Origin of the sequence: Nonlabens sp. (assembly GCF_965657255.1) — a bacterium.
In the GTDB taxonomy this organism is placed as follows: Bacteria; Bacteroidota; Bacteroidia; order Flavobacteriales; family Flavobacteriaceae; genus Nonlabens.
This window is the reverse complement of sequence record NZ_CBFHNM010000001.1, coordinates 182,174-205,941: the sequence shown is the minus strand read 5'-3', so window position 1 is coordinate 205,941 and position 23,768 is coordinate 182,174. Positions and strand designations below refer to the sequence as shown.

The 23,768-nt window shown below is 34.5% G+C and carries 21 protein-coding genes; 6 read left to right on the top strand and 15 right to left on the bottom strand.

Going from position 1 to position 23,768, the window contains the following annotated elements; translation table 11 throughout:
* Positions 1 to 3: 3 nt before the first annotated feature.
* Positions 4 to 906: a FecR family protein gene (locus ACTF54_RS00985; RefSeq protein WP_438968525.1), complete on the bottom strand. Its 903-nt coding sequence runs from the start codon at positions 904 to 906 to the stop codon at positions 4 to 6.
* 55 nt (positions 907 to 961) lie between these two features.
* Positions 962 to 1,480: an RNA polymerase sigma factor gene (locus tag ACTF54_RS00980; RefSeq protein WP_347197626.1), complete on the bottom strand. Its 519-nt coding sequence runs from the start codon at positions 1,478 to 1,480 to the stop codon at positions 962 to 964.
* 183 nt (positions 1,481 to 1,663) lie between these two features.
* On the opposite strand from ACTF54_RS00980, the gene ACTF54_RS00975 reads away from it, so the two are divergent.
* Both ACTF54_RS00975 and ACTF54_RS00970 read left to right on the top strand, forming a co-directional pair.
* A complete protein-coding gene (locus ACTF54_RS00975) occupies positions 1,664 to 2,722 on the top strand; it encodes a hypothetical protein (protein ID WP_347197625.1) in 1,059 nt (352 codons plus the stop codon).
* A 64-nt stretch (positions 2,723 to 2,786) separates the two neighbouring features.
* Positions 2,787 to 3,269, top strand: a complete 483-nt coding sequence (locus ACTF54_RS00970) for a hypothetical protein (RefSeq protein WP_438968524.1) — start codon at positions 2,787 to 2,789, stop codon at positions 3,267 to 3,269.
* Between the two features lie 558 nt (positions 3,270 to 3,827).
* On the opposite strand, the gene ACTF54_RS00965 is transcribed toward ACTF54_RS00970, so the two are convergent.
* From ACTF54_RS00965 to ACTF54_RS00950, 4 genes are all read right to left on the bottom strand, one after another.
* Positions 3,828 to 5,309 (bottom strand): hypothetical protein, encoded by a 1,482-nt coding sequence (locus ACTF54_RS00965; protein ID WP_347197623.1) that lies wholly within the window; start codon positions 5,307 to 5,309, stop codon positions 3,828 to 3,830.
* On the bottom strand, positions 5,299 to 6,672 hold the full coding sequence (locus ACTF54_RS00960) for a class I SAM-dependent methyltransferase (protein ID WP_347197622.1): 1,374 nt from the start codon (positions 6,670 to 6,672) through the stop codon (positions 5,299 to 5,301). The genes ACTF54_RS00965 and ACTF54_RS00960 overlap by 11 nt, the downstream gene beginning before the upstream one ends.
* Positions 6,672 to 6,863, bottom strand: coding sequence for a hypothetical protein (locus ACTF54_RS00955; RefSeq protein ID WP_347197621.1), 192 nt, complete (start codon positions 6,861 to 6,863; stop codon positions 6,672 to 6,674). The genes ACTF54_RS00960 and ACTF54_RS00955 overlap by 1 nt, the downstream gene beginning before the upstream one ends.
* 278 nt (positions 6,864 to 7,141) lie before the next feature.
* Complete coding sequence (locus ACTF54_RS00950) at positions 7,142 to 7,597, bottom strand: GAF domain-containing protein (RefSeq protein ID WP_347197620.1); 456 nt, start codon at positions 7,595 to 7,597, stop codon at positions 7,142 to 7,144.
* Between the two features lie 75 nt (positions 7,598 to 7,672).
* On the opposite strand from ACTF54_RS00950, the gene xrtF reads away from it, so the two are divergent.
* Both xrtF and ACTF54_RS00940 read left to right on the top strand, forming a co-directional pair.
* Positions 7,673 to 8,215, top strand: a complete 543-nt coding sequence (gene xrtF / locus ACTF54_RS00945; RefSeq protein WP_347197619.1) for an exosortase family protein XrtF — start codon at positions 7,673 to 7,675, stop codon at positions 8,213 to 8,215.
* Positions 8,208 to 8,648, top strand: coding sequence for an exosortase F system-associated membrane protein (locus ACTF54_RS00940; RefSeq protein ID WP_438968523.1), 441 nt, complete (start codon positions 8,208 to 8,210; stop codon positions 8,646 to 8,648). Before xrtF ends, ACTF54_RS00940 begins: the two co-directional genes overlap by 8 nt.
* A 108-nt stretch (positions 8,649 to 8,756) precedes the next feature.
* On the opposite strand, the gene ACTF54_RS00935 is transcribed toward ACTF54_RS00940, so the two are convergent.
* From ACTF54_RS00935 to miaB, 9 genes are all read right to left on the bottom strand, one after another.
* Positions 8,757 to 11,225, bottom strand: coding sequence for a zinc-dependent metalloprotease (locus tag ACTF54_RS00935; protein WP_438968522.1), 2,469 nt, complete (start codon positions 11,223 to 11,225; stop codon positions 8,757 to 8,759).
* Positions 11,226 to 11,527: 302 nt separating this feature from the next.
* Complete coding sequence (locus ACTF54_RS00930; RefSeq protein WP_347197616.1) at positions 11,528 to 12,892, bottom strand: M28 family peptidase; 1,365 nt, start codon at positions 12,890 to 12,892, stop codon at positions 11,528 to 11,530.
* Between the two features lie 141 nt (positions 12,893 to 13,033).
* Entirely contained in the window at positions 13,034 to 14,671 is a 1,638-nt protein-coding gene (gene groL / locus ACTF54_RS00925) for a chaperonin GroEL (RefSeq protein WP_347197615.1), read from the bottom strand.
* 70 nt (positions 14,672 to 14,741) lie between these two features.
* On the bottom strand, positions 14,742 to 15,017 hold the full coding sequence (locus ACTF54_RS00920; protein WP_347197614.1) for a co-chaperone GroES: 276 nt from the start codon (positions 15,015 to 15,017) through the stop codon (positions 14,742 to 14,744).
* Between the two features lie 142 nt (positions 15,018 to 15,159).
* Complete coding sequence (gene secG / locus ACTF54_RS00915; protein WP_347197613.1) at positions 15,160 to 15,501, bottom strand: preprotein translocase subunit SecG; 342 nt, start codon at positions 15,499 to 15,501, stop codon at positions 15,160 to 15,162.
* Entirely contained in the window at positions 15,501 to 16,412 is a 912-nt protein-coding gene (locus ACTF54_RS00910) for a hypothetical protein (RefSeq protein ID WP_347197612.1), read from the bottom strand. The genes secG and ACTF54_RS00910 overlap by 1 nt, the downstream gene beginning before the upstream one ends.
* Positions 16,406 to 16,918, bottom strand: coding sequence for an LptE family protein (lptE, locus tag ACTF54_RS00905; RefSeq protein ID WP_347197611.1), 513 nt, complete (start codon positions 16,916 to 16,918; stop codon positions 16,406 to 16,408). The genes ACTF54_RS00910 and lptE overlap by 7 nt, the downstream gene beginning before the upstream one ends.
* Positions 16,908 to 18,212 (bottom strand): sigma-54 dependent transcriptional regulator, encoded by a 1,305-nt coding sequence (locus ACTF54_RS00900; protein WP_347197610.1) that lies wholly within the window; start codon positions 18,210 to 18,212, stop codon positions 16,908 to 16,910. The genes lptE and ACTF54_RS00900 overlap by 11 nt, the downstream gene beginning before the upstream one ends.
* 1 nt (position 18,213) lies before the next feature.
* Positions 18,214 to 19,686, bottom strand: coding sequence for a tRNA (N6-isopentenyl adenosine(37)-C2)-methylthiotransferase MiaB (miaB, locus tag ACTF54_RS00895; protein WP_347197609.1), 1,473 nt, complete (start codon positions 19,684 to 19,686; stop codon positions 18,214 to 18,216).
* A 371-nt stretch (positions 19,687 to 20,057) separates the two neighbouring features.
* On the opposite strand from miaB, the gene topA reads away from it, so the two are divergent.
* Together topA and ACTF54_RS00885 are read left to right on the top strand one after the other, a co-directional pair.
* A complete protein-coding gene (gene topA / locus ACTF54_RS00890; RefSeq protein WP_347197608.1) occupies positions 20,058 to 22,583 on the top strand; it encodes a type I DNA topoisomerase in 2,526 nt (841 codons plus the stop codon).
* A gap of 14 nt (positions 22,584 to 22,597) precedes the next feature.
* The gene (locus ACTF54_RS00885) at positions 22,598 to 23,755 is read left to right on the top strand and encodes a formimidoylglutamase (RefSeq protein WP_347197607.1); all 1,158 of its coding nucleotides are present in this window, start codon (positions 22,598 to 22,600) and stop codon (positions 23,753 to 23,755) included.
* Positions 23,756 to 23,768 lie beyond the last annotated feature (13 nt).

Sequence of the window (23,768 nt, the reverse complement as noted above, 5' to 3'; positions counted from 1 at the left end):
GAATTAGTCTTTACCATTTATGACGACAACCTTTTGATCATCATTAATTTTATAGGTTAAATTAAAAGGTTGTGTAAGTGATTTTAAAGCATTTTCCAGATTGTCATGTTCAAAGACTCCTGTAAAACGCTGCTTGCCGTTATATTCAAACTGGACATCTATATCGTATTGTTTTCCTAACTCCATAAACACATCTTGTAAAGGAGCGTTTTCAAAAATACTTTTTTGATGTAACCATACTGGTGCCGCAATAACGACGTCTGTTTTTATAGCTTTACCAGCTATAATTGTTAATTGAGTTCCTGCTGGCAACTGCTCTTCTTTATTATTATAGGAAACACTTACCAGTCCTTCATAGCAAGTAACTTCAAAGCTTTCGTCTCTTGATAATACGTTAAATTCTGTCCCTAACACACTTACTTTACCAAAGGCTGTATTCACTTCAAAGCGTTTTCCTTTTTCTACATCAAAGAAGGCTTCTCCTTGAAGTTGTAAGATTCTTTGATCGTCCCACTGTGATAAATTATACTCCAGTTGCGAGGCCTCATTGAGGTTAACTATAGAATTATCTGGAAGCGTTATGGTTTCCTGTTGTCTTGAATAAGTCGCAAAAGTATTTATTTCATCTCGGTCTATAAAAGTATAAATAGAAAAAGCTACCAAAAAAACAGCTGCCATACTTGAAACTACTTTTAGCCAGTTTACAGAAGGTGATTTGCGCTCTACTATTTTTTGATTCAAGCTTTCAAAAGAACCTACTTTCACTTGAACATCTCCTTTAAATCTTTTAGCCTCTTTAAGGATTTCTTCATAAAATCCAGCTTCTTCGAGCCCACGGAACTGTTCTGCTTCAGTTTCAGTTAACTCATCGTCCAACCATTTTTTTATTAAGTATTCTTTATCCATGATATACGGTTCTAATAATAAAACAACTCAAGTTGGAATTCTCCCATAATTATTTTTATTTCAGTTCTTCCAGTTGACTTTTGAGTTTGTTAAAAGCAGCATAAATCCTATGTTCTGCTACCTTTTTAGTAATTCCTAAAAAATCTGCTATTTGTAGATGGGTTTTACCATCCACTTTATTTAATAAAAAAGCAACTCGTTCTTCTTCTTTCAATGAGGATAAAGCAGTTTCAAAACGTTCTAAAAACTCTTTTTTACGCATTACAAATTCTGGAGACTCATTAGTATAATCCTTAGGACGTACCTCTTGATATTTCAATACTACTTTTTGATGTTTAACTTCATTAAGCATCATATTATTTGAAGTCGTATATAAATAGGATTTGGCTGCCTCAGGAGCTACTTTAGAGCAGTTTTCCCATAATTTTATAAATGCTTCCTGGACTTTATCTGATGGATTTAATAAAGATCCATATTTATATAAAAGTATATTGCTTAAACTTTGAGCATACTTTTCATAAAGCTTGGAAAAGAGTATTTTGTCACAAATATTTTTATGTAATGAAGTAGGCAAGTAGGACTGTTTTGAAATTTGAATGGCCGAAAGGTATATAAAAAAATCAAAATTGTTTGGGACTTTTTATTTTTGAGTTGTTTTATAATAAAGGCAGTCTTTTCATAGCTAGTTAGAGCATGCACTATTGAACAGATAACCTAAATCAAAATCAAAAATTAAATTACTAAAACAATGAAAACAATGAAGCCTCTATTAATTATTTTACTCGGTCTATTATTCGTTATGACCTCTTGTAGAACAGAAGATGATCTAACCATAGATCCACCAGTGGAAGAAACCCTAGCAGCAAACTCTATAATTGCAAACTTGATGAGTAAAACCTCTTTAAACGATGGTTCCTTTGATAATATTATAGATAACGCTAGTTGTCTAAGTATTCAACTACCAGTAACTGTAACCGTAAACGGTACAACACTTACTATAACTGATACTAGCGGTTATCAAAACATCGAAGACATACTTGATCTTTTTGATGATGATGTAGATACTGTTGTCATTACTTATCCTATAACAGTAATTCTTACAGACTTCTCAACCCTAGTTGTTAATGATGACTCTGAGCTGGCGGCACTTGCTGTTAACTGCAATGGTGACAATCAATTTGATGATGATATTGAATGCATAGATTTTCAATATCCCATTACTGCATCTGTTTTTAATGCCAATAATGACTTGATCAACACCATTACCATTAACAATGATAATGAAATGTATAATTTTATCGAAGACCTCGATGACTATGCAGCAGTTACGATTAACTTCCCTATTACAATAATACTTGCTGACGGCACTACACAAACCATCAGTAATATTCAAGAGCTAGAAAATGCGATTGAAACAGCCGAAGATACTTGTGATGAAGATGATGATAACGACTATAATGACGATGATTGCGATAATTGTACAACAAGCGACCTAGATGCCATATTTGCAGACTGCATGGACTGGACAGTAGATGGATTAGAACTTAATGACATGGATTTGGAAGATAACTATAGCGATTATATATTTACTTTTAATAGTGATGGAACTATTACTGTAATAGAAAACGCAAATACCTTCACAGGAACATGGAATGCTTCAGGAACAGGAAATAACATTATGGTTACCATTTCAATTACAGGCTTGCCTGACTTCAATAACACTTGGAACTTACATGAAATTGAAAGAGAAGCAGGAGAAGCCGAGTTCGAACTAAGATTTGGAGAAGATGAATTAGAATTTGAAAGCGATTGCTAGAATCCTAACAAAAGGTTCTAAAGTCCATAACTTAAAAATTATTACTACCTAAAATATTACAATTATGAAAAATCAATTTTATATCGGTTTACTGCTTCTTTTAAGCTTTTCACTTATGTCTTCGACTTGTTCTAGTGATGATGATGCAATGAGTGACAATAGTCAGCAAATTGCTCAAATTGAGGTACAGGCTACTTCTGGAACCTGGCGCATCACCAATTTTGTAGACTCAGGAGTAGATGAAACTGCAGATTTTAACGGCTATGACTTCACCTTTAATACAGATGGGAATTTAATAGCTACCAATGGAGCTAATACACTAAATGGCACTTGGTCAGTCACTGATGATAGTATCGGTAGCAGCGATGACAGCAATGACGATGATGATATAGATTTCAACATTTTCTTCCCTGTACCTGATTCCAATGATTTTGAAGATTTAAACGATGACTGGGATGTGGTATCCAATAGCGCTACTCAAATCATTCTTATAGATATAAGTGGTGGTAATGGAGGAACAGACAATCTCACTTTTGAAAGGAATTGAATTAGTCTATCTGAGCAATAATATTTTCCCTAAGACGGTGGATTAATTGTAAGCCAATCACTATAAAATGATTGGCTTTTTTATAGATGCCTATTACTTCTTAACTTCAGGGCAATATCATAAATAGTAATTATTGAAAGATGCTTGTTGTTTCTGAAGTCATCCTTGAATATCCGCTTTCGCGAAAGCAAAATAATTGATAACATAGTAAGACAACTAATACTCTAATAAGGGTTTAACATATTGAGCGTTTAGTTATAATAAATTCCAAATTCTATTATTAATTGATTTACAAATAATTAATCCAATATCCTCATTCAAAAAGTTCGAAATCTGTCGCTCCGACTCCACAAAGGTCTTCAGAAATGAAGACCTTTTTTTGTTTACATAATATATCACTGCTATAACGATATCTTCTAAAAAATTGATGTGTTTTCATAAAGATTCAATTTTGATTTTTATAGAGCAGGAAGATACATTGATATGATTCAAGAATTGTTTATTTTCTGCAGCCTTATCCTTATAGTGACAGAGGTTTCAGAAATAGAAATGAGCTTACTACGGTAATATCACTTTTTCACTCACAGGAATACCATCACTGTCAAAATATTTATAAAGTCCTAGATACTCTTTAGATTTTAAAAATAAGTAACTAGAATGATCAATATCATGTTGGTCTAAAACTGGTTTATCTACTAAGTAGTCAAATAACGTTGGAAATACAGCTACGGTGCTTTTAATATTTGATTGATATGATTTGAATTCTTTAGGAGCTTTTATGCTTAGTAAAGAGCTAAAAACACTTTGTTTTAATTCATTACTTTTTATAACATTCGAGTATGCCTGTCCGGTATGAGTAAATCCAGCAAAACCACCATGATCTGAAGCTAAAATAATTATCGCTTCTGGATCTTTTGATGATATTAATCTTGTCATATCAATCAGTTTAGGAATAATATTTTTAACTTCTTCCGTATATTTTATTCTTTCGCTTTCTATTGCTTCCTCACCATCTTTACTATATGAAATATGACCAGGATGTAGTATTTCTATAAAATAAAACTGGGGTTGATCACTACCTATACTTATAGAAAGCTGTTTTTCAAAATCACCTTGGTAATCTTTATCAAGGTAATAGTTGGGTAATAACGGAGATAGATCAGTGGACTTTACGTTATTTGTGTCATAAATAACCTCTGGATAATTGAGCATTAAATAGGAATGCTGTAAAATTAGATTCGTCTGGTAACCATTCTTTTTTAAAGTCCTTAATACTGGATTATCACCTAAAATGATATCGCGAGCATCCATAAGTTCGGTAGTAGATGAAGCTGTTGGTAAATAGTGATGTTGTCCGGTAAATAATACACTATTAGAAGCTAAGGTGCTAGAATAATTACTTCTAAAGTCATGATTAAATTGAAATCCTTCATGTTCTAATGAATCATAAAAATCTGAATTGTCTAATTGGTATATAGAATTCGTTGCAGCCGGCTTGCCAACAAAACCGTCTGGTTGAATCAAATATATATTTGGTTTCTTTTTAAAAGTGTAAGATTCAAATGGAGCATTTTCTATCCAGTCATTGCCAGGTACTACCGTAGTGAGTATAAAAAACAGTAATTGTCCTATGGCAATAACCAGCATCAAACTTAACAGTAATACGATCTTTTTGTAATGTTTTGCAATGAAAATAGAAGCGATAATGGTCAATACTCCAAATAAGACCAAAGCTTTCCATCGCCACCCTAAATAGATGGATAAGGAAAAGATAATAGAAAAATTAATGAGCAAATAGGACCAGTACAACTGTATTCTTTTAGCTGGATATTTTTTTTTGAAAAATAAATCCAATCCTAAAAATAGAACAGATGGAATGATAATAAAACAAGCGATAAAACTCAATAGCTGTTGCCACGAATTGACTATTGTATAATTTTTCAAGTATAAATAAACAATCGCATAAGCGCCTGGTAGTATAGTAACGGTCCACCATAAGTGTCTGTCACTAGAAAGGTATTTAACGATCTTATCCTTCATGTCTCTTAAACAGAAATAATGTGCGTTCAGTTCCTTCTATTTTCTCTGATTTGATCAACTTAAAGTGCTGTTGGTATGCTTTCGCGAAAGCGGAAATAGAATAATCATCAAACAAGTGACGCGCATCTCTTTTACTATCCAGTATAAATTTTACCCAACTGTCGTCGCGGTCAGGAAACTCTATAATGAGGTATTGAGATAATTTTGAAAAGTAACTGGCGCTCATTTCAAAAGGAACATTACCGGTCAATGTGATATGGTGAATAAGTGCAAGAGCCATACTCAAATCTGGTTGAAAACTAATTACTCTAGAAGTAAAAGAATCTCTCTCTGAGTTTTGAAAACCTATGGATGGAGATGGTTGCATTAAGTCACAAACAATTGGTATCAGTCGCTGTTCTTTAGATTTTAATTGATTTAAGTAGCATTGATCTATCGCTGGTTGATCGATATCACTAATTATTATCTGGCTAGCTTGATTTAGTAATTCTTTAGCAAAAGTGCCATCATTGCCTCCTAAATCGATAATTTTAGTAGCCTCAACCTCGGCGCACCATAGCTTAATAAGTTTCTTTTTGTTTTGAAAAGAAGCCTCTTGATAATTGATCTGATTGTAATAACTAGACCACTCGGTATTTTCCTTAGAAGCCATAGCATCAATATGCTGTTCTAAGGCTTGAAGCATTTTGATTTGAGAGATTTTAGAAAGGCTTATTTTTTTCTCATCATTATTTTCTGTTGGTTTCTTTCCATCAGATTTTGATAATAAATGAATATGACTGTAAATAATAGGATGGAACCTTGAAGTAAATGGTAGTTGACGCTTTACTTCACTCAAATCGATTCCATTAATAGAATGTTGAAGCGTTTTTAAAAAGGAACCACCATATTTTTGAGCCAGTAATAAAGGTCCAAAAAAGTGTTCATTAAATTGCTTCAATGCTCTCCAAGGATTATTTTCTTTATACTTTTCAATACTTAAAGTGTCTATAAAAACAGCTTTTCCTTTGTGAAAGGTGACATTAAATGCACTAGCATCTTTTAATGAAAAATTATTTTCTAACAGAAAGATCTGAATACGTAGCGTGAGCTGCGCAGCATGTTTGTATTGATTGAAACTCCATTCATAAGGATAAGTAACAAAATCTAACTGCTCTGGAAGAATGATTATTTTTTCTTCATCACTTCTTAATTCTTCATGCGGTATCAACCATTTTTTATCAAAGAGTTTTTGATACACACCAGAAGATGTAGCGGCTTTATATTCTTTAAAATAAACTGGATTGATTTGTCTATAAAAAATACCGTTTTCTTGATAAACAAAACCAGACGGATCTCTGTATGAAGATGGATGCCTGCGCATTATTTAGTATCAGAATTTTGATCATAGCTATTGTCAAAGCTACTTTCTTTTTTAGCTTTACGTAAACCCAACCAGCCTTTTACGGTCGCTACTACTGTTTTGTAGAATAAAACAAAACCGGCCAATGCTGCTATTGCTGCCTGCGCAATCATAGCGCCCAAACCAGGATCAAAGTATAATAAATAATTCATAGAGGCAATTTAATTAATTATTATACTATAATAGAATAAAAGGAATTAAACTTTATTACGCTACTTATGAGGTGATTATATGAAAATCAATCATTTGACGCTTTCGCGAAAACGTCATAAACAGCTAGTAGTGAGATTTTTATTAAGATAGAGGTAATGATTAACAAATTTAAAAAGCTGAAAAGCTTCATTAAACCTATGCTATCAGAGCGACGCTATTGAAGTAAATTCACTGCAACTTTATTGATTTAATAGAATTGATATGTTGTAAAAGAAGGCTACAATTGTGCGGCAATTAACTCATTGATCCATTCTAAGAAACGCTCGTCTTTTTCATTAAAGGCGTTAGGCGTATTACTATCTATATCAATCTGCCCAATATTCTTACCATTCTTAAACATAGGAATTACTATTTCACTCTTAACATGAATACTGCAAGCGATGTAATTATCTTGTGCGTGTACATCATCAACTACAAAATTTGCGTTAGAAACGGCAACCTGTCCGCAAATACCTTTTCCAAAAGGAATTACGGTGTGATCTGTAGGTTCTCCAGCCTGACTCCATAAATGTAAGGTTGGTTCTGTTTCATGGGCCATATAAAAACCTACCCAATCGTATGTATCCACATTAGCCTGAAGTAAATCACAAACGGCTTGCATTTTTTCTTTAGTAAGCAAATCAGGTTGATTTGTTATGGTAAGAATTTGAGGTTTTAGTTTTTCTATTTTCATGAATTAAATAATAAGATTGCAAAGCTACTCCATGGTTTTGTTTTAAAAGCTAACTTTGTTTTAAAATAATTACCATTGAAAGTACTACAACCATATTATCCTGTTTTTAGATTTGTGGGCATTTTTGCATTGTTCTATATTGTATTTTCGATTGCTTATTACTTTTTTTTAGATTTTGAATGGAGTAGTCAGTTATATCCGGATCCTGTAACAGCTCAAATTAGTTATCAAACTCAAGAATTGTTGCAGATGATAGGGTATAATGCAAGTACCTTAAACTCTCCAGTACATCCTTCGGTAATCATGTTTATTGATGAACAAAATATATATCGAGTGATAGAAGGTTGTAACGCAGTTAGTGTAATGATTTTATTTACTGCTTTTGTAGTAGCATTTGCGCGAGGCTTGAAAAAAACAATTGGATTTTTAATTCTAGGAATCGCATTTATATATGTGGTGAACTTGTCAAGGTTAGTGATTTTAGGAATTATCTATAAAGAATATGCGGATTATGCTCATTTTTCCCACGAAATTATATTTCCTAGTATTATCTATGGCGCAGTGGTTTTATTGTGGCTTTATTGGATTAGAAATGTAAAACCGAAAGAAGTTGCGTAAAGTTACATCTACCTTTTTAGTAATAATATCATTAGTCGGTTTGATTAGTGTTCGTGTTTTTGCAGAGAAAATTTTTTACGATCCATTTAATTTATATTTCAAGTCCAGTTTTCAGTTGCATCCACTTCCAGAATTTGAAAGTATCCCATACATTCTTTCTCTAGTTTTAAGATATGGGCTTAATTTATTTTTTACTTTAATTATTATTTGGACCCTTTATAAAAATAAAGAATTCATTAAAGGAACGTTATGGGTATATCTTCTCGCATTTATAGTATTAATTAGCTCATTTTTTATCTTATATATATTTGATTATGAATGGGTAAAAATGAGTTTGTTTTATGTAAGAAGGTTTTTAATCCATCCTATATTATTATTTATTTTAGTTCCTGGCTTTTATTTTATTTCAAAGACAAAGGGTAAGAATACATAATTATAAATAGATTTTTGCAGCCAATAATTCAAATTTAGACTTTAAGTTGATTGCATCAAAAAAGCCGATTCTTTTAAGAATCGGCTTTTGTTTTAGAAATAAATCTAATTATTTAGGATCAAGAATCATATCAATTCTTTCTACTAGATCTTTTAGATGAATTTTTGATAAACGATCACTTGTACGATTTGAAGCACGAGCAGCATCTCTTTTAAGTGTTTCCAGCTCTGCACGTACAATAGGTCTGATGTCACTTTGTTCTACATCAATGTTTGTCCCACCAAAACGACTATTGCTAGCTTCATTAGTCATGATAAATTCTAAACGTTCTACATAAGCACGTTGTAAATTACGACGGTAACGATCTATTTTTTGACCTCTTGATAGTTCTGAGAAAAGACCTTTTCTTAATTCAGTCATCATATCTAATAGACCATAAGCGTTGTTGCCATTAACCTCTTCATTTTCCATTAAACGAGCCATACGACCAAAGTCAAGAATATTATTTAATGTACGTACTTGTACACCACGGATACGCTCAATTCCTCCAGCAGATTCTATTTTATTAAAGATATCCTGATCAATTAACCATTCTGGAGTTTCAAACAATTGCGTGTGCAAGAAAGCCATAGCGCGACGTTGCTTATCTTTAGATGCATGCTCATATACAGCACCTTCTTGACCATAAGCTTTGTAGGTTTCTTTTACACCACCTATGTTACCGGTAACATGTCCCATGTAGCGATTGAACTGTCCTACTAACTGTCCATACATGTTCTCAAGTTCGTCAAAGTTTTCACCTTCTTCTCCAGTCCACTTTCCTAAGTTAGGAACAATACGTTTTAAGTTTTTAATTCCGTATTCACTAGCAAGCATAGAGTCATCACCTAGGTCTTCAGTTTGAGAAGTATGATCTATGACACCAAATTGCTGACGTCCAAATCTATAAACAGGATCACCTGCTTTTTCTAAAATCCAAGCATCAAGAATTTCTTTTTCTTCTTTTGCTGTTTTATCTAATATAGGCTTGTAACCCCACATAATAGAATACTTATCGTATGGTCCAATGTCTGGCATAAGTGCTACATCACCATCTTCTGGCTGTGCGATATAGTTGAAACGTGCATAGTCCATGATCGAAGGAGCAGTACCAAATTCTTTGGTAAATGCTGGATCTCTTAATTTTTCTACAGGGTAAGCAACAGAGCTACCCATGTTGTGAGGCAAACCTAAAGTATGTCCTACCTCATGAGAACTTACAAAACGAATTAAACGGCCCATAACTTCTTCATCAAAATTATTCATACGTGCATCTGGATTAATAGCTGCAGTTTGAATAAAGAACCAATTGTGTAATAAGGTCATTACGTTATGATACCAGTTGATATCGCTTTCTAGAATCTCTCCTGATCTAGGATCACTTACGTGTGGTCCATTTGCATTAGGAATAGGAGAAGCTAGATATCTCACGGTAGAATAACGTACATCTTCTGGACTCCAATCTGGATCTTCTTCTTTAGTAGGAGCATCTTTTGCGATGATTGCTTCCTTAAAACCAGCTGCTTCAAAAGCTACTTGCCAGTCTTCAATACCTTGTTTAATATATTTTCTCCATTGCATAGGTGTTGCAGGATCAATGTAATAAACAATCTGCTTTTTAGGAACTACTAATTCGCCAGCTTTAAATTTTGCTACATCTTCATCTTTTACTTCCAGCCTCCAACGATCTAAATAAACAACAGTTTTAGTCTTTTGATCTTCAAGTCCATAGTCTTGCTGGCCTCTTGCAAACCAGCCTACACGTTGGTCAAAGTAACGTCTCTTCATAGGCTCTTTAGGTAAAAGAATCATAGAGTTGCTCATTTCTAAGGAAATAGATTGTACACTATTGTTAGAAGGTGGTGAGCTAGAAAAATAAGTTTTTACGTGTCTTGATTCGATATTTTGTGGGTAAGAACGCAATGTATCGATGTAAGATCTGCTCGCGTCTAGTCTACTAACTCGGTATCTAGTGCGTGCTCTTTCTGGAAAACCTATGGCTTTAACGTCTTTTTCAAAAAAGTCAGTTACATCTATAACCGTGTTGTTGGTCACACTATCTTTTTTAATTGCCTTAATAGGAAAAGAGTAAAGGATAGGTTCAAAATTTGAATTTTCTACCGCCATACTCACAGGAAGAGAATCTGCGGCAACGACCTGATGAGAAACTACTCTTAAGAGAATATTTTTATTTTTCTTTTGCCATCTTAAGGTTTGTGTGTTTTGTTTTCCACCACCGAAACCTAGTCCGGATGCTGTTTTTGCAATTCGTGTTACCATTAACATCTCTCTGTCAAAAAGACTATCTGGTATTTCATAAAACCACTTGTCTTCTACCTGGTGAACAGTAAATAAACCTTCATCACTTTTTGCTTCTTTAGTAATAACTTTTGCATAAGGCTGGATATCACCTTTTTTAGGCTTCTTAGCAGAAGCGCTTTTTTTTACAGGGGCTTTCTTTTTTCCTTGGAAAATCGAACAGCTAGTTGTAACAGATGCAGCGAGCAGCAGCATCATCAACATTTTGATTGTACGCATTGATTTTGTTTTTTTATTGATTGCCTAAATATATTATCATAAAGTTGAATATTTCTTAACAAGGCGTTAACGGAGTCCAGAATTTTATAAATATGGATAAATCAGGATTCGATTGTTAATTTAAATTTAGCTTTAGAGAAAGCTAGCTCATAAACCATCCTTTCATTTGACATAGAAATAGACCTTTTCAGTAGTTCTTTATTTATTGTTCCGCTTTCGCGAAAGCGATATTTTTAATTGAAAGCATAAAAAATAAAACTTCTAAAGAATATAAAAATAGATATGCTAAGGGCTAATTTGCGCTATATTTTCAAAAACTTTCTTATCTCCTTTCCATATCTGGAACTTACTGCGATAAAATATAATCCATCAGATAGATGTTTAATAGAAATTATATTCAAAGTTTTTATTGAATTGGTAGAGAGAACTTTTTTACCTTGAACATTATATATGCTAACAACAGCTTCTTGAGCGTTGGATCTCTTTATTTTTAATATATCACTCACAGGGTTAGGATATATATCTATATGGTTCATATCAAAATTTTGGTTGTTCAAAGTGTCCACCGTAAAGCATTCACTACGCTCTGTGCATCCATTAATAGTAACATCTACAGCATATGACCCTAGAGAAGTTGGATTAAAATTGCGCCTGTTTTCATTTACGATTGCGTTTTGATTATTACAGTCTATCCACTGATAAACTGCTCCTTGTTGGTCTACTTGCAATGCATTCCCTGATTGGGTGATATTCGTATTGTTACTTGAAACGCCGGCTTTAGTTGCTATATAAGCCATACATATTTTAACCATATCGTGGTAATAAGAAATATCCATTAAACTTACTCGATCGCCTGCAGTATGATATGCAGTATTCTGGTCATTGTTAGACCATGCTTCTCCTAATAGAACAGCTGTATAATTTTGATCCCAAAATGGTTTATGATCACTGTTAGGTGTTCCTGGGTTTACAATATTTACACTTAAATTAATACTAGAATTATAAGTGTTTAATAATCCAACGATATCATCTTTCATAGCAATCGAATTAGCTATGTTTCTTACGTCTATGTCAAACTCGTTATCACCATCTCCATCAAAACCCATCATGTCTAAGTTAAGAACGGCTTTGATATTATCTCCTCTTGCTGCGGCTGCAGTAGCATAATTTCTTGCGCCTATTAATCCTAATTCTTCTTCATCCCAAAGTGCATAGACTATAGTATTGTCTACACATTGTTGTGAAAGGATTCTAGCTATTTCCAGGATAGCAACAGTTCCACTTGCATTATCATCTGCGCAGTAGTTTGCGACAGCATCATAATGGCCACATATGATATAAATGTCATTAGGATTTATAGTTCCTGTTTGCGTCCCAATTATATTACGACCGGTGGAACTGTAGATATTGTCTTGTACATTAAGATTAGGTAGGCTTTGTAGTTCTTGTAAAAGATAATCTGCTGCTAGATTATTGTCAGTATTGCTAACCCTATTTAAAAGAGTAACTACATTTCCATTTACTGTAGTGCTCGTTTCTCCAGAAAAAACATTTAAACCATTTAAAAGTGATGATTGATCTACTTGATCTATCAGATTTTGGACATTTTGTCCTGAGCCTATGATACTAAAGGTAAAACAAAAGATTAATAAAATACGTTTAATCATAATGATGAATTAAGAAGAAACAAAAGTAAGGTTTATGTGATCACGTTGCTTTTGTTTATTTCTCATAACAACGTAGATCAATAAAAAAGCCACCTCAAAAGAGAGATGGCTTTAAAACTTTTACTGTTTAGCTTAATGATTTTACATCATTCCGCCCATGCCGCCTGGCATTCCACCTGGCATTGCGCCACCAGCATTGTCTTCTTTAATTTCTATAAGAGCACATTCTGTAGTAAGAATCATTCCAGAAACAGATGCTGCATTTTCTAAAGCAACACGAGTTACTTTCTTAGGGTCTATAATTCCTTCTTTAAGCATGTCAACATACTTATCGTTTTTAGCATCATAACCGTGGTTTCCTTTAGATTCTAATACTTTAGAAACAACTACACTGCCTTCTCCACCAGCATTTTCTACTATAGTTCTCAAAGGAGATTCAATAGCGCGCGCTACGATAGAAATACCAGTTTCTTGGTCTGCATTAGAAGCTTTTACTTTGCCAAGAACTGACTTTGCTCGCACAAGAGCAACGCCACCACCAGCAACGATTCCTTCTTCTACAGCTGCACGAGTAGCATGAAGAGCATCATCTACACGATCTTTCTTTTCTTTCATCTCTACTTCACTAGCAGCACCTACATAAAGAACAGCAACACCACCAGCAAGCTTTGCAAGGCGTTCTTGTAATTTTTCTTTATCATAGTCAGATGTAGTGTTCTCGATTTGAGATTTGATCTGTCCTACTCGAGATGTGATATCAGCGTTTTTACCAGCTCCGTTTACTAGAGTTGTGTTGTCTTTATTGATATCTACTTTTTCACAAGTACCTAACATTTCTAGAGTAGCGTTCTCAAGAGTAAATCCTCTTTCTTCAGAAATCACAGTACCACCAGTAAGAATTGCGATATCTTCTAACATTGCTTTTCTTCTATCTCCAAAACCTGGTGCTTTAACTGCAGCGATTTTTAAAGAACCTCTTAATTTATTTACCACTAAAGTAGCAAGAGCTTCTCCATCTACATCTTCTGCAATGATAAGAAGTGGTTTACCTGTTTGAGCAACTGGCTCAAGTACTGGCATTAATTCTTTCATAGTAGAGATCTTCTTGTCAAATAACAAGATGTAAGGATTCTCTAACTCTGTAGTCATCTTTTCAGAATTTGTTACAAAGTAAGGAGATAAGTAACCGCGGTCAAATTGCATTCCTTCTACAACATCCACATAAGTTTCAGTTCCTTTTGCTTCTTCAACGGTGATGACACCTTCTTTTCCAACTTTTCCAAAAGCTTTTGCGATTAAATCACCGACAACTTCGTCATTATTTGCAGAGATAGAAGCCACTTGCTTAATCATCTCGCTAGAATCACCTACTTTTTTTGCTTGCTTTTCAAGGTCTTTAACAATAGCTTCAACAGCTTTGTCGATACCACGTTTTAAATCCATTGGGTTAGCGCCGGCTGCAACGTTCTTTAGACCTTCTTTTACGATAGCTTGAGCAAGTACTGTTGCGGTAGTTGTTCCATCACCAGCAAGATCATTAGTTCTAGATGCAACTTCCTTTACCATTTGTGCACCCATATTTTCAAGCTCATTTTCAAGCTCGATTTCTTTGGCCACACTTACACCATCTTTAGTTACTACAGGAGCACCAAATGATTTTCCTATAATCACATTACGACCTTTTGGTCCTAAAGTTACTTTCACTGCGTTAGCAAGAGCATCAACACCACGTTTGATTCCGTCTCTAGCTTCTATATCAAATTTTATTTCTTTTGCCATTTTGTTTTTATTTGTTCCGCTTTCGCGAAAGCGGAATAGTTAAAATTTCTATGCTACTTATTTGTTGTAATTATACGATTGCAAGAATATCGTCTTCTCTCATGATTAGGTAATCACTACCTTCTAATTTTAATTCGGTACCACTGTATTTCCCGTATAAAACGGTATCTCCTATTTTAACAGTCATATCGTGCTTTTTTGTTCCTTTTCCTACGGCAACAACTTTACCTTGTTGTGGTTTTTCTTTTGCCGTGTCTGGGATGTAAAGACCTGAGGCTGTTTTTTGTTCTGCAGCCATAGGTTCTATAACGACTCTGTCTGATAATGGTTGAATATTTAATGCCATTTTAAAAAATGTTTATATGATTAGTAATGATCATTCTATTTTCCATAAATGTGCCAATTGATATTCACTGACAAAACTGCTGTAAACAAAAATATCCAGCCTTAAGAGCTGGATATTTTGTCAGTATATTTTATGAAATTGCTTACTCGCTGTCAGTTTCATCTGTTGTAGTTGCAGCTGGATCTGGAAGATTTGTTGTTGCTTCTATTGCATTAGGATCTGTTACCTTGATAGTTCCTTGTGCTTTATCTTGTATAAGTGATGTACTTGCAAGAAGGATAAGAACTAAAAGTGCCGTAGAAAGAACCCACGTACTTTTATCTAAAAAGTCACCTGTTTTCTTTACACCACCTAATTGTTGAGTACCGCCACCACCAAAGCTAGAAGATAATCCACCACCTTTAGGATTTTGAACCATGATTACCACGATTAGTAAAAATGATACTAATACGATGAGTGCTAAAAAGATATAAAATGTTGTCATTATGTATGATTACTTTGTAAATTCTTGATTTCCTGAATTTGGTCTGCAAATAAACCACTTTTTTCTGGATGCTGCAATACTAAAACCTCATAAGCTTTCAATGCTTTAGAATAGTTTTTTTGCGCTATGTAAACCTTTGCTAGTGTTTCGGTCATGAATTGGCTAGGGTCTTCATAGTCATTTGCAATATTCATAGCACTTCCTGTAGATTTACGAGGTCTTATTTTAGGTTTTTCGGCAAGAAATTGATCGATGCGTGCCATCTTTCTAGCGCGATCATCTACTTCTTGAGTAGTATCGAGTATATGATTGTTTTTTTCCTCATTGGGCTTTATGTTGGATTCATAAGATGCTTTTGATTCAGTAGTATTATTTGAAGTTACATCAGACCTTTTTTCTGTTTCTCTCTCAATAGGCTGCAAAGTGGTCAGTTGTAACCATTTTGAAAAGCTATAGGTTTCATTTTGATCAAATTCTAGTGGTTGATCAACTATGGATACTTCTTTTTTCTTTTCAAATAGATCTATATCTGTAACTTTAGTAAAGTCTTTACTTGAGTTTAAATCTTCCTCTTTAACTGGACCTATTGAAGGAGAGCCTAAATCTGCTTCTGAAAAATCATTTTCTTGCTGTTGTAATAATTTAATTTGCTCACTTACTTCATTTTGTAAAAACGATTCTGAAGTTATAAAATCAAATAATACAGATCGATCTGTGGTATGTGTTGCTGTTTTTTGTAATTCTTTGTTATAAAGTGGACTGCTTTGTAATTTTAAACCTTTTAAATATAAGCTTCTGGCAGCTTGAAAAAATGGAAACTCTTGAACAACATCTTCTAATATTTCAAGATGATCTACATGAATAGATTCTGGATGGGCCAGTAATTGGTTGATTAAAGCTGTATTTACCATTTTGCTAAAGTATCATTAAAGATATCTTGTGTGATTTGCTCATAAATAACTTCTAACGCAATGTCAAGTGCAGCACCTTGTAATTGAGTATTAGCACTATAATCATAGAAAAAGCTGTATTTTTTTTCAAAACTCTCTTCTTCTACTTTATTATTAGTAAATCTTACATTTATGTCTATAGTAAGTCTACTTTGTGATGCCGTGCTGTTTGCAGTAGCAGTCATAGGCGCAATGAAATATCTAGTGATTTCACCTTGGTATAGATAATCTCCATTTTTTGTAACTAGACTCAATCGAGATTGATCCTGAATCAGATCTTGTAAGGCTATTGTGAAGTCTCTTTCAATTCCAGGTTCTACTAAAGTTGCTTCATAGCCAAAATAATCTACTTGAAAAGTTTTTACGTCGGCAGGTAGAGTAACACCACTCAAACTATAAAAGCCACAAGAGGACAAACTTAAAGTTAGTAATCCAATAATTATAAAGCGTAAGTTCTTAAAGGTCATATTGTTTTATTTTACGGTAAAGTGTACGCTCTGAGATGCCTAAGTCATCTGCAGCAGCTTTTCTCTTCCCTTTATGTCTTTCTAACGACTTTTTAATCAATTCTATTTCCTTATCTGCAAGAGAAAGTGATTCTTCTTCTTCAATTTCTTGTGCAAAATCATAGCGATCACCAGCAGGTTGAACTGGTTCTACGTAATGATTTTCGTTATTACTTATATGAGAGGTAGAAGTGACCTGATCTTCTTGAGTATAATCGTATGCGTTGTCAATCACATCTTCATAATCCTGTTCTCTACTTTCATGATTGCCATAAATGCGCTTGATCAATCCAGGATTTTCTTCTCTTACATCTTTTGCGTTACCATTCTCCATGAGTTCGTTAGTCAACTTTTTAAGGTCGCTGAGGTCATTTTTCATGTCAAACAGTACTTTGTATAAAATCTCACGCTCGTTAGCAAACTCGCTATCACTCTTTTTCTTATCGCCTATTACGGCTGGTAAATTCTTTCCTGCATCTGGTAAATAAGTACGCATGGTATGTGCGGTAATTAAACGTTCCTTTTCAAGAACACTAATTTGCTCTGCAATATTGCGCAGTTGTCTTATGTTACCGCTCCATCTATAATTGGTAAGTATAGAAACGGCATTATCATCGAGACGCAAGGTTGGCATCTTGTACTTCATCGCAAAATCACTTGCAAATTTTCTAAACAACAAGTGGATATCTCCTTTACGATCTCGCAATGGAGGCAAGTCTATCTCTACGGTACTTAATCTGTAATAAAGATCTTCTCTAAACTTTCCTTTCTCTATTGCTTCAAACATTTTTACATTAGTTGCAGCAACAATTCTAACATCAGTTTTTTGTGTTGTAGAAGATCCTACTTTAAGAAATTCTCCATTTTCTAAAACACGTAGTAATCGTACTTGAGTCGGTAGCGGCAATTCTCCTACTTCATCTAGAAATATAGTACCACCATCTGCAACTTCAAAATATCCAGATCTTGTAGAGGTAGCACCAGTAAAAGCACCTTTTTCATGACCAAATAATTCTGAATCTATGGTTCCTTCAGGAATTGCACCGCAGTTCACTGCAATATATTTAGCGTGTTTTCTAAACGATTGTGAGTGTATTATTTTAGGAATACTTTCTTTTCCAACACCACTTTCTCCAGTTACTAGAACCGAGATATCAGTAGGAGCAACCTGTATAGCTTTTTCAATGGCTCTATTAAAGCCAGGATCATTACCTATTAATTCAAAACGTTGTTTAACTGATTGTACACTTTCCATATTAAACGGTATCGTAGGTTAAAGGGCCTTTCATATCGCTATAGCCTATTGCTTTTCCTTTTAAAGTTGCGCTAGTACAATCAGTGATTTCTACCATTACATAATCACCTACCTTATAATCTTCTTTGTCAAATATGGCTACGTAATTTTGAGTATTACGTCCAGCCCATTGCAAATCTGATTTTTTAGATTCTTTTTCAATAAGACATTCTACGGTTTTACCAACAAAGTATTGCGCTCTTTCATGACCGGTTCTTCTTTGAACAGCAATGATTTCATTTAGCCTTCTACTTTTAACCTCTTCTGGAACATCGTCTTCTAATTTGCGTGCCGCCATGGTTCCTGGTCGTTCAGAATAAGCAAACATAAATCCATAGTCATATTTTACATATTCCATAAGACTTAAGGTATCTTGATGATCTTCTTCAGTCTCTGTTGGGAATCCTGTAATCATATCTTGAGAAACAGCACACTCAGGTATAATAGCGTGAACACGATCTATCAATCTCATGTACTCTTCGCGAGTATGTAAGCGATTCATTTCTTTTAAAATGCGATCACTTCCAGATTGAACTGGTAAGTGAATGTAATTACATATGTTTCTATGTGCAGCAATCGCATGAAGCACATCATCACTAATATCTTGCGGATTACTAGTAGAAAAACGTACTCTTAAGTCAGGATGCGAGTTAGCTACCTTATGTAATAATTGAGCAAAATCTACTGCTGTGGCTTTTGCCATTTTACTCGCTTTTTTGAAGTCTTTTTTAAGACCACCGCCGTACCATAAATAAGAATCTACATTTTGCCCTAATAATGTAACTTCCTTAAATCCTTTCTTCCATAAATCTGCAACTTCATCTAGTATAGATTGAGGATCACGACTGCGTTCACGACCACGAGTAAATGGGACTACACAAAAGGTGCACATATTATCACAACCACGTGTTATGGATACAAAGGCAGTAACGCCATTTGTGTTTAATCGCACAGGAGCGATATCTCCATAAGTTTCATCTTTAGAAAGCAACACGTTTACCGCATCACGGCCTTCATCTATTTCTGCAACAAGGTTAGGTAAATCTTTATAAGCATCTGGTCCCACGACCATATCTACAATTTTCTCCTCTTCTAGAAACTTAGACTTTAAACGCTCGGCCATACAGCCTAGAACACCCACTTTCATATTAGGGTTCTTTCTATTCTTAACACGATTGTATTTTTCTAAACGTTTACGCACAGTTTGTTCTGCTTTATCGCGTATAGAACAAGTATTTACTAGGACCAGATCAGCCTCTTCCATATTGTTAGTCGTGTTGAAACCTTCTTTTGCAAGAATGGACGCAACAATTTCACTATCAGAAAAATTCATCTGACAGCCGTAGCTTTCTATATACAACTTGCGCGTATTTTTTGCATTATGCTCTAAAACAACCGCAGCACCTTGTTTTTCTTCTTCAATAATCTTTTCCATCAATCGTCATCTTATTATAACGATGCAAAGATATGTTTTTTGAATGTTTTGTGACACAATGTCAGCACGATCTTAAATTCTATTTTAAGTAACCTTATTATAGGTATAAGTTAGATAAGCTTCTACATCTTAATAATAAAGCAAATTATGGTTAAGTTCTCGCTTTCGCGAAAGCGGAATACCGACAAAAATTATCTTAAAAACGAATAATTTCTTTCTGTTACAATAATTAATCAAGTTGTTTAAAAAAGATAACCTCCAAGACCTGAACGTTTTAAAACAAATAATTAATTTTTAACTGGTTGTTTTACAGAGATTTAAAAGGTTAAAAAAAATATCGCATACCTTTGCAATCCAAAAATATAAGCTTAATGGCAAAGAATCTTGTAATTGTAGAGTCGCCTGCAAAGGCAAAGACAATAGAAAAATTTCTAGGTAAAGATTTTAAAGTAGAGTCCAGTTTTGGACACATAGCAGATCTTCCTTCTAAGGAATTAGGTGTAGATGTTGACAAAGATTTTGCTCCTAAATATGTAGTAAGTAGTGATAAAAAAGATCTTGTAAAGAAGCTTAAAAAACTAGCTGCCGCTGCTGAAATTGTTTGGTTAGCAAGTGATGAGGATCGTGAAGGAGAGGCGATTGCCTGGCACCTAGAACAACAGCTAGATCTTAAAAGAGATAGCACAAAAAGGATTGTTTTTAACGCTATTACAAAACGTGCGGTGCAACATGCTATTGATAATCCACGTACGATTAATTATCATCTGGTAAACGCACAACAAGCAAGACGTATTCTGGATCGTATAGTAGGATATGAGATATCTCCTATATTATGGAGAAAAGTGAAAGGTGGCGCCAGTGCAGGTCGTGTGCAATCTGTTGCAGTGCGATTAATTGTAGAACGTGAAGATGAAATTCTTAATTTTAAATCCGAAAACTTCTTTAGGGTAGATGCAGATTTTAATACGGCAGATGGCTCTTTGTTGAAAGCAAAGTTGCCTAGTAATTTAAAGTCGCTCAAAGCAGCGCAAGATTTTTTAGGTCTTAATAAAGGAGCAAAATTTGAAGTTACTGATCTGGTTAAAAAGCCAGCAAAGAAATCTCCTGCTGCACCATTTACTACATCTACATTGCAACAAGAAGCCTCTCGTAAGTTGTTTTTTAATGTAAGTCGCACCATGCAACTTGCTCAACGATTGTATGAAGCAGGTCTGATTACTTATATGAGAACAGATTCTGTTAATTTAAGTAAGGAAGCAAAGCAAGGAGCGCAAGAAGAAATTTATAAAGCTTACGGTAAAGATTTTCATAAAGAACGCAATTATAAAGGAAAGTCTAAAGGTGCTCAAGAAGCACATGAGGCCATACGTCCTACAAATTTTGCGCTTCATAGTTCTGGAGCAGATCGCGATCAGATCCGTCTCTATGAATTGATCTGGAAGCGTGCCATTGCTAGCCAAATGAGCGATGCAAAATTAGAACGTACTAATGTCACTATAGGAGCAGATAAGCATGACAAGAAATTTACTGCTAGTGGAGAGATTGTAAAATTTGAAGGGTTCCTTAAAGTGTATCTAGAAAGTACTGATGATGAAGATCTAGAACAACAAGGTTTACTGCCAGATCTTAAATTAGGTCAGGATTTAATAAATAAGCGCATAACTGCTACCGAGCGTTTTTCAAGACCTCCTTACAGGTTCACAGAAGCCTCTTTGGTAAAACAATTAGAGGAATTAGGTATAGGACGTCCATCTACTTATGCGCCTACAATTACTACTATTCAAAACAGAAAGTATATTGAAAAAGGACAGTCAGAAGGTTTAGAACGTAACTATGTCCAGCTTACTCTGACAAAGGATAAAATAGTCGAGAAAGAGCTTACTGAAAAAACAGGCTCTGATAAGAATAAGATGATACCAACCGATGTTGGACGTGTAGTAAATAGTTTTTTAGTTGAGCATTTTGGAAATATTTTAGACTATAATTTTACCGCAAAAGTGGAAGAGTCTTTTGATAATATTGCTGAAGGAAAAGAAGAGTGGACCGATATGATGGACCATTTCTATAAGAATTTTCACCCTACAGTGGAAGATGTAGCAGAAAATGCAGAGCGTGAAGTAGGAGAACGTATCTTAGGAACGCATCCAGAAAGTGGTAAACCTATTAGTGTGCGTTTAGGAAGATTCGGCGCGATGGCTCAAATAGGAAGCGTAGAAGATGAAGAAAAACCAGAATTTGCAAGTTTATTACCTTCCCAAAACCTAAACACCATCACCTTGGAAGAGGTCATGGAATTATTTAAATTACCTAGAACGTTAGGTGAATATAACGGTCATCCAGTTGAAGTTAATCAAGGTCGTTTTGGGCCTTATGTGAAGTTTAATGAAAAAACTTTTGTAAGTCTCGAAAAAGATGATGATCCTATGACACTTACATTTGAACGTGCTTCAGAGTTGATTCAAATGAAAGAAAAAGCAGATGCTCCTGTGTATGTTTATGATGAGCAGCCAGTTACTAAAGGTGTTGGTCGTTTTGGTCCTTATATCAAATGGGCTGGAATGTTTATCTCTGTGAATAAAAAGTATGATTTTGATAACTTGTCTAACGATGATATTGAAACTTTGATAAAGGACAAGATTCAAAAGGAAAAAGATAAGTTAATCGTAGATTGGGAAGAAGAAGGTATACGCATTGAGAAAGCCAGATGGGGACGACACAATATTATAAAAGGTAAAATTAAAGTAGAAATTGCCAAAGAAATTGATCCTTTGAAGGTAACCTTAGAAAAGGCTCAAGAGCTAATTGCAAAGAAAACACCTAAGAAGAAGGCTGCCGCAAAGAAAAAGCCAGCAGCAAAGAAGAAAGCACCAGCCAAAAAGAAAACGACCAAGAAATAAGCTGAATTAAAACAATGGCTTTAGAATTTTTAAAACCTATAGAAGACGCGGCTGTAATGCATGCAAAAATGCAGCCTAAACAAACTATTGGTGAAACCATACGACTGCATACCGCAGAGGAAGGTTTACCTGATCTTAACGGAGTTCAAATCATAATTATAGGTATTTTAGAAAACCGTAGAGATGCAAATGCGCTCTTTCAAGTAGAAACTCTAGATCAAGTCCGTGAAAAGTTTTACGAGCTTTATCCTGGAAATTGGAGTACTATAATCGCAGATTTAGGTGATGTTCATGCAGGTGAAACAGTAGAAGATACTTACTATGTTGTTAGACAGCTTACGGAACACTTTTTAAGAGAAGAAGTTGTTCCTGTATTTTTAGGAGGAAGTCAGGATTTAATGTACCCTATTTATAGAGCTTTTGATGAGTACCAACACATGATAAATGTGGTGAACGTTGATTGTAGATTTGATTTGGGAGACATTGAACTGCCTATTACCTCACGCAGTTATATTGGTAAAATGATTACCATGGAACCGTATAATTTATTCAATTATAGTAACCTAGGTTTTCAAACTTATTTCAACTCTCAGGATGAAATAGATTTATTGGATAGGATGTATTTTGATGCTATTCGATTAGGTCATTTAGAGCAAGATATAACGCTTTCAGAGCCTGTTTTGCGCGATGCAGACATGGTAGGTTTTGATATGAGTGTCGTGCGTGCTAGTGATCTCGCTTTCGCGAAAGCGAATCCCAACGGGCTGGACGGAAAACAAATTTGCAGTCTATCAAGGTATGCTGGAATAAGTGATCGACTAAAAGTTTTTGGAATATTTGAAATAAATAAGGAACGAAACACTGGGGCACAGCTTGCGGCCGAAATAATGTGGTATTTTATAGAAGGCTACAACTATCGCAGTCTAGAATATCCTATGGATGTTTCAAAAGATTGTCTTTTGTATAAAGTGCCTATAGATGATCAAATATTGATCTTCTACAAATCCACCATGACTGGGCGATGGTGGATCGAATTACCTTTTATTTCAAATGTTAATAATAAATTAAAACAACACACGTTATTACCATGCGATCGTCGTGATTATGAATTAGCTTGTGATCAAGTATTTCCTGATCGCTGGTTGAAAGCAAGGCGTAAAAACGAGATATAGTGTGTTAAAGAGT

What these genes read in the sequence shown, in the direction of transcription:
- ACTF54_RS00985 (WP_438968525.1), bottom strand. Translation starts at nt 906, where the DNA reads ATGGATAAAGAATACTTAATAAAAAAATGGTTGGACGATGAGTTAACT.
- ACTF54_RS00975 (WP_347197625.1), top strand. Translation starts at nt 1,664, where the DNA reads ATGAAGCCTCTATTAATTATTTTACTCGGTCTATTATTCGTTATGACC.
- ACTF54_RS00970 (WP_438968524.1), top strand. Translation starts at nt 2,787, where the DNA reads ATGAAAAATCAATTTTATATCGGTTTACTGCTTCTTTTAAGCTTTTCA.
- ACTF54_RS00965 (WP_347197623.1), bottom strand. Translation starts at nt 5,309, where the DNA reads ATGAAGGATAAGATCGTTAAATACCTTTCTAGTGACAGACACTTATGG.
- ACTF54_RS00960 (WP_347197622.1), bottom strand. Translation starts at nt 6,672, where the DNA reads ATGCGCAGGCATCCATCTTCATACAGAGATCCGTCTGGTTTTGTTTAT.
- ACTF54_RS00955 (WP_347197621.1), bottom strand. Translation starts at nt 6,863, where the DNA reads ATGAATTATTTATTATACTTTGATCCTGGTTTGGGCGCTATGATTGCG.
- ACTF54_RS00950 (WP_347197620.1), bottom strand. Translation starts at nt 7,597, where the DNA reads ATGAAAATAGAAAAACTAAAACCTCAAATTCTTACCATAACAAATCAA.
- ACTF54_RS00935 (WP_438968522.1), bottom strand. Translation starts at nt 11,225, where the DNA reads ATGCGTACAATCAAAATGTTGATGATGCTGCTGCTCGCTGCATCTGTT.
- ACTF54_RS00930 (WP_347197616.1), bottom strand. Translation starts at nt 12,892, where the DNA reads ATGATTAAACGTATTTTATTAATCTTTTGTTTTACCTTTAGTATCATA.
- groL (WP_347197615.1), bottom strand. Translation starts at nt 14,671, where the DNA reads ATGGCAAAAGAAATAAAATTTGATATAGAAGCTAGAGACGGAATCAAA.
- ACTF54_RS00920 (WP_347197614.1), bottom strand. Translation starts at nt 15,017, where the DNA reads ATGGCATTAAATATTCAACCATTATCAGACAGAGTCGTTATAGAACCT.
- secG (WP_347197613.1), bottom strand. Translation starts at nt 15,501, where the DNA reads ATGACAACATTTTATATCTTTTTAGCACTCATCGTATTAGTATCATTT.
- ACTF54_RS00910 (WP_347197612.1), bottom strand. Translation starts at nt 16,412, where the DNA reads ATGGTAAATACAGCTTTAATCAACCAATTACTGGCCCATCCAGAATCT.
- lptE (WP_347197611.1), bottom strand. Translation starts at nt 16,918, where the DNA reads ATGACCTTTAAGAACTTACGCTTTATAATTATTGGATTACTAACTTTA.
- ACTF54_RS00900 (WP_347197610.1), bottom strand. Translation starts at nt 18,212, where the DNA reads ATGGAAAGTGTACAATCAGTTAAACAACGTTTTGAATTAATAGGTAAT.
- miaB (WP_347197609.1), bottom strand. Translation starts at nt 19,686, where the DNA reads ATGGAAAAGATTATTGAAGAAGAAAAACAAGGTGCTGCGGTTGTTTTA.
- topA (WP_347197608.1), top strand. Translation starts at nt 20,058, where the DNA reads ATGGCAAAGAATCTTGTAATTGTAGAGTCGCCTGCAAAGGCAAAGACA.
- ACTF54_RS00885 (WP_347197607.1), top strand. Translation starts at nt 22,598, where the DNA reads ATGGCTTTAGAATTTTTAAAACCTATAGAAGACGCGGCTGTAATGCAT.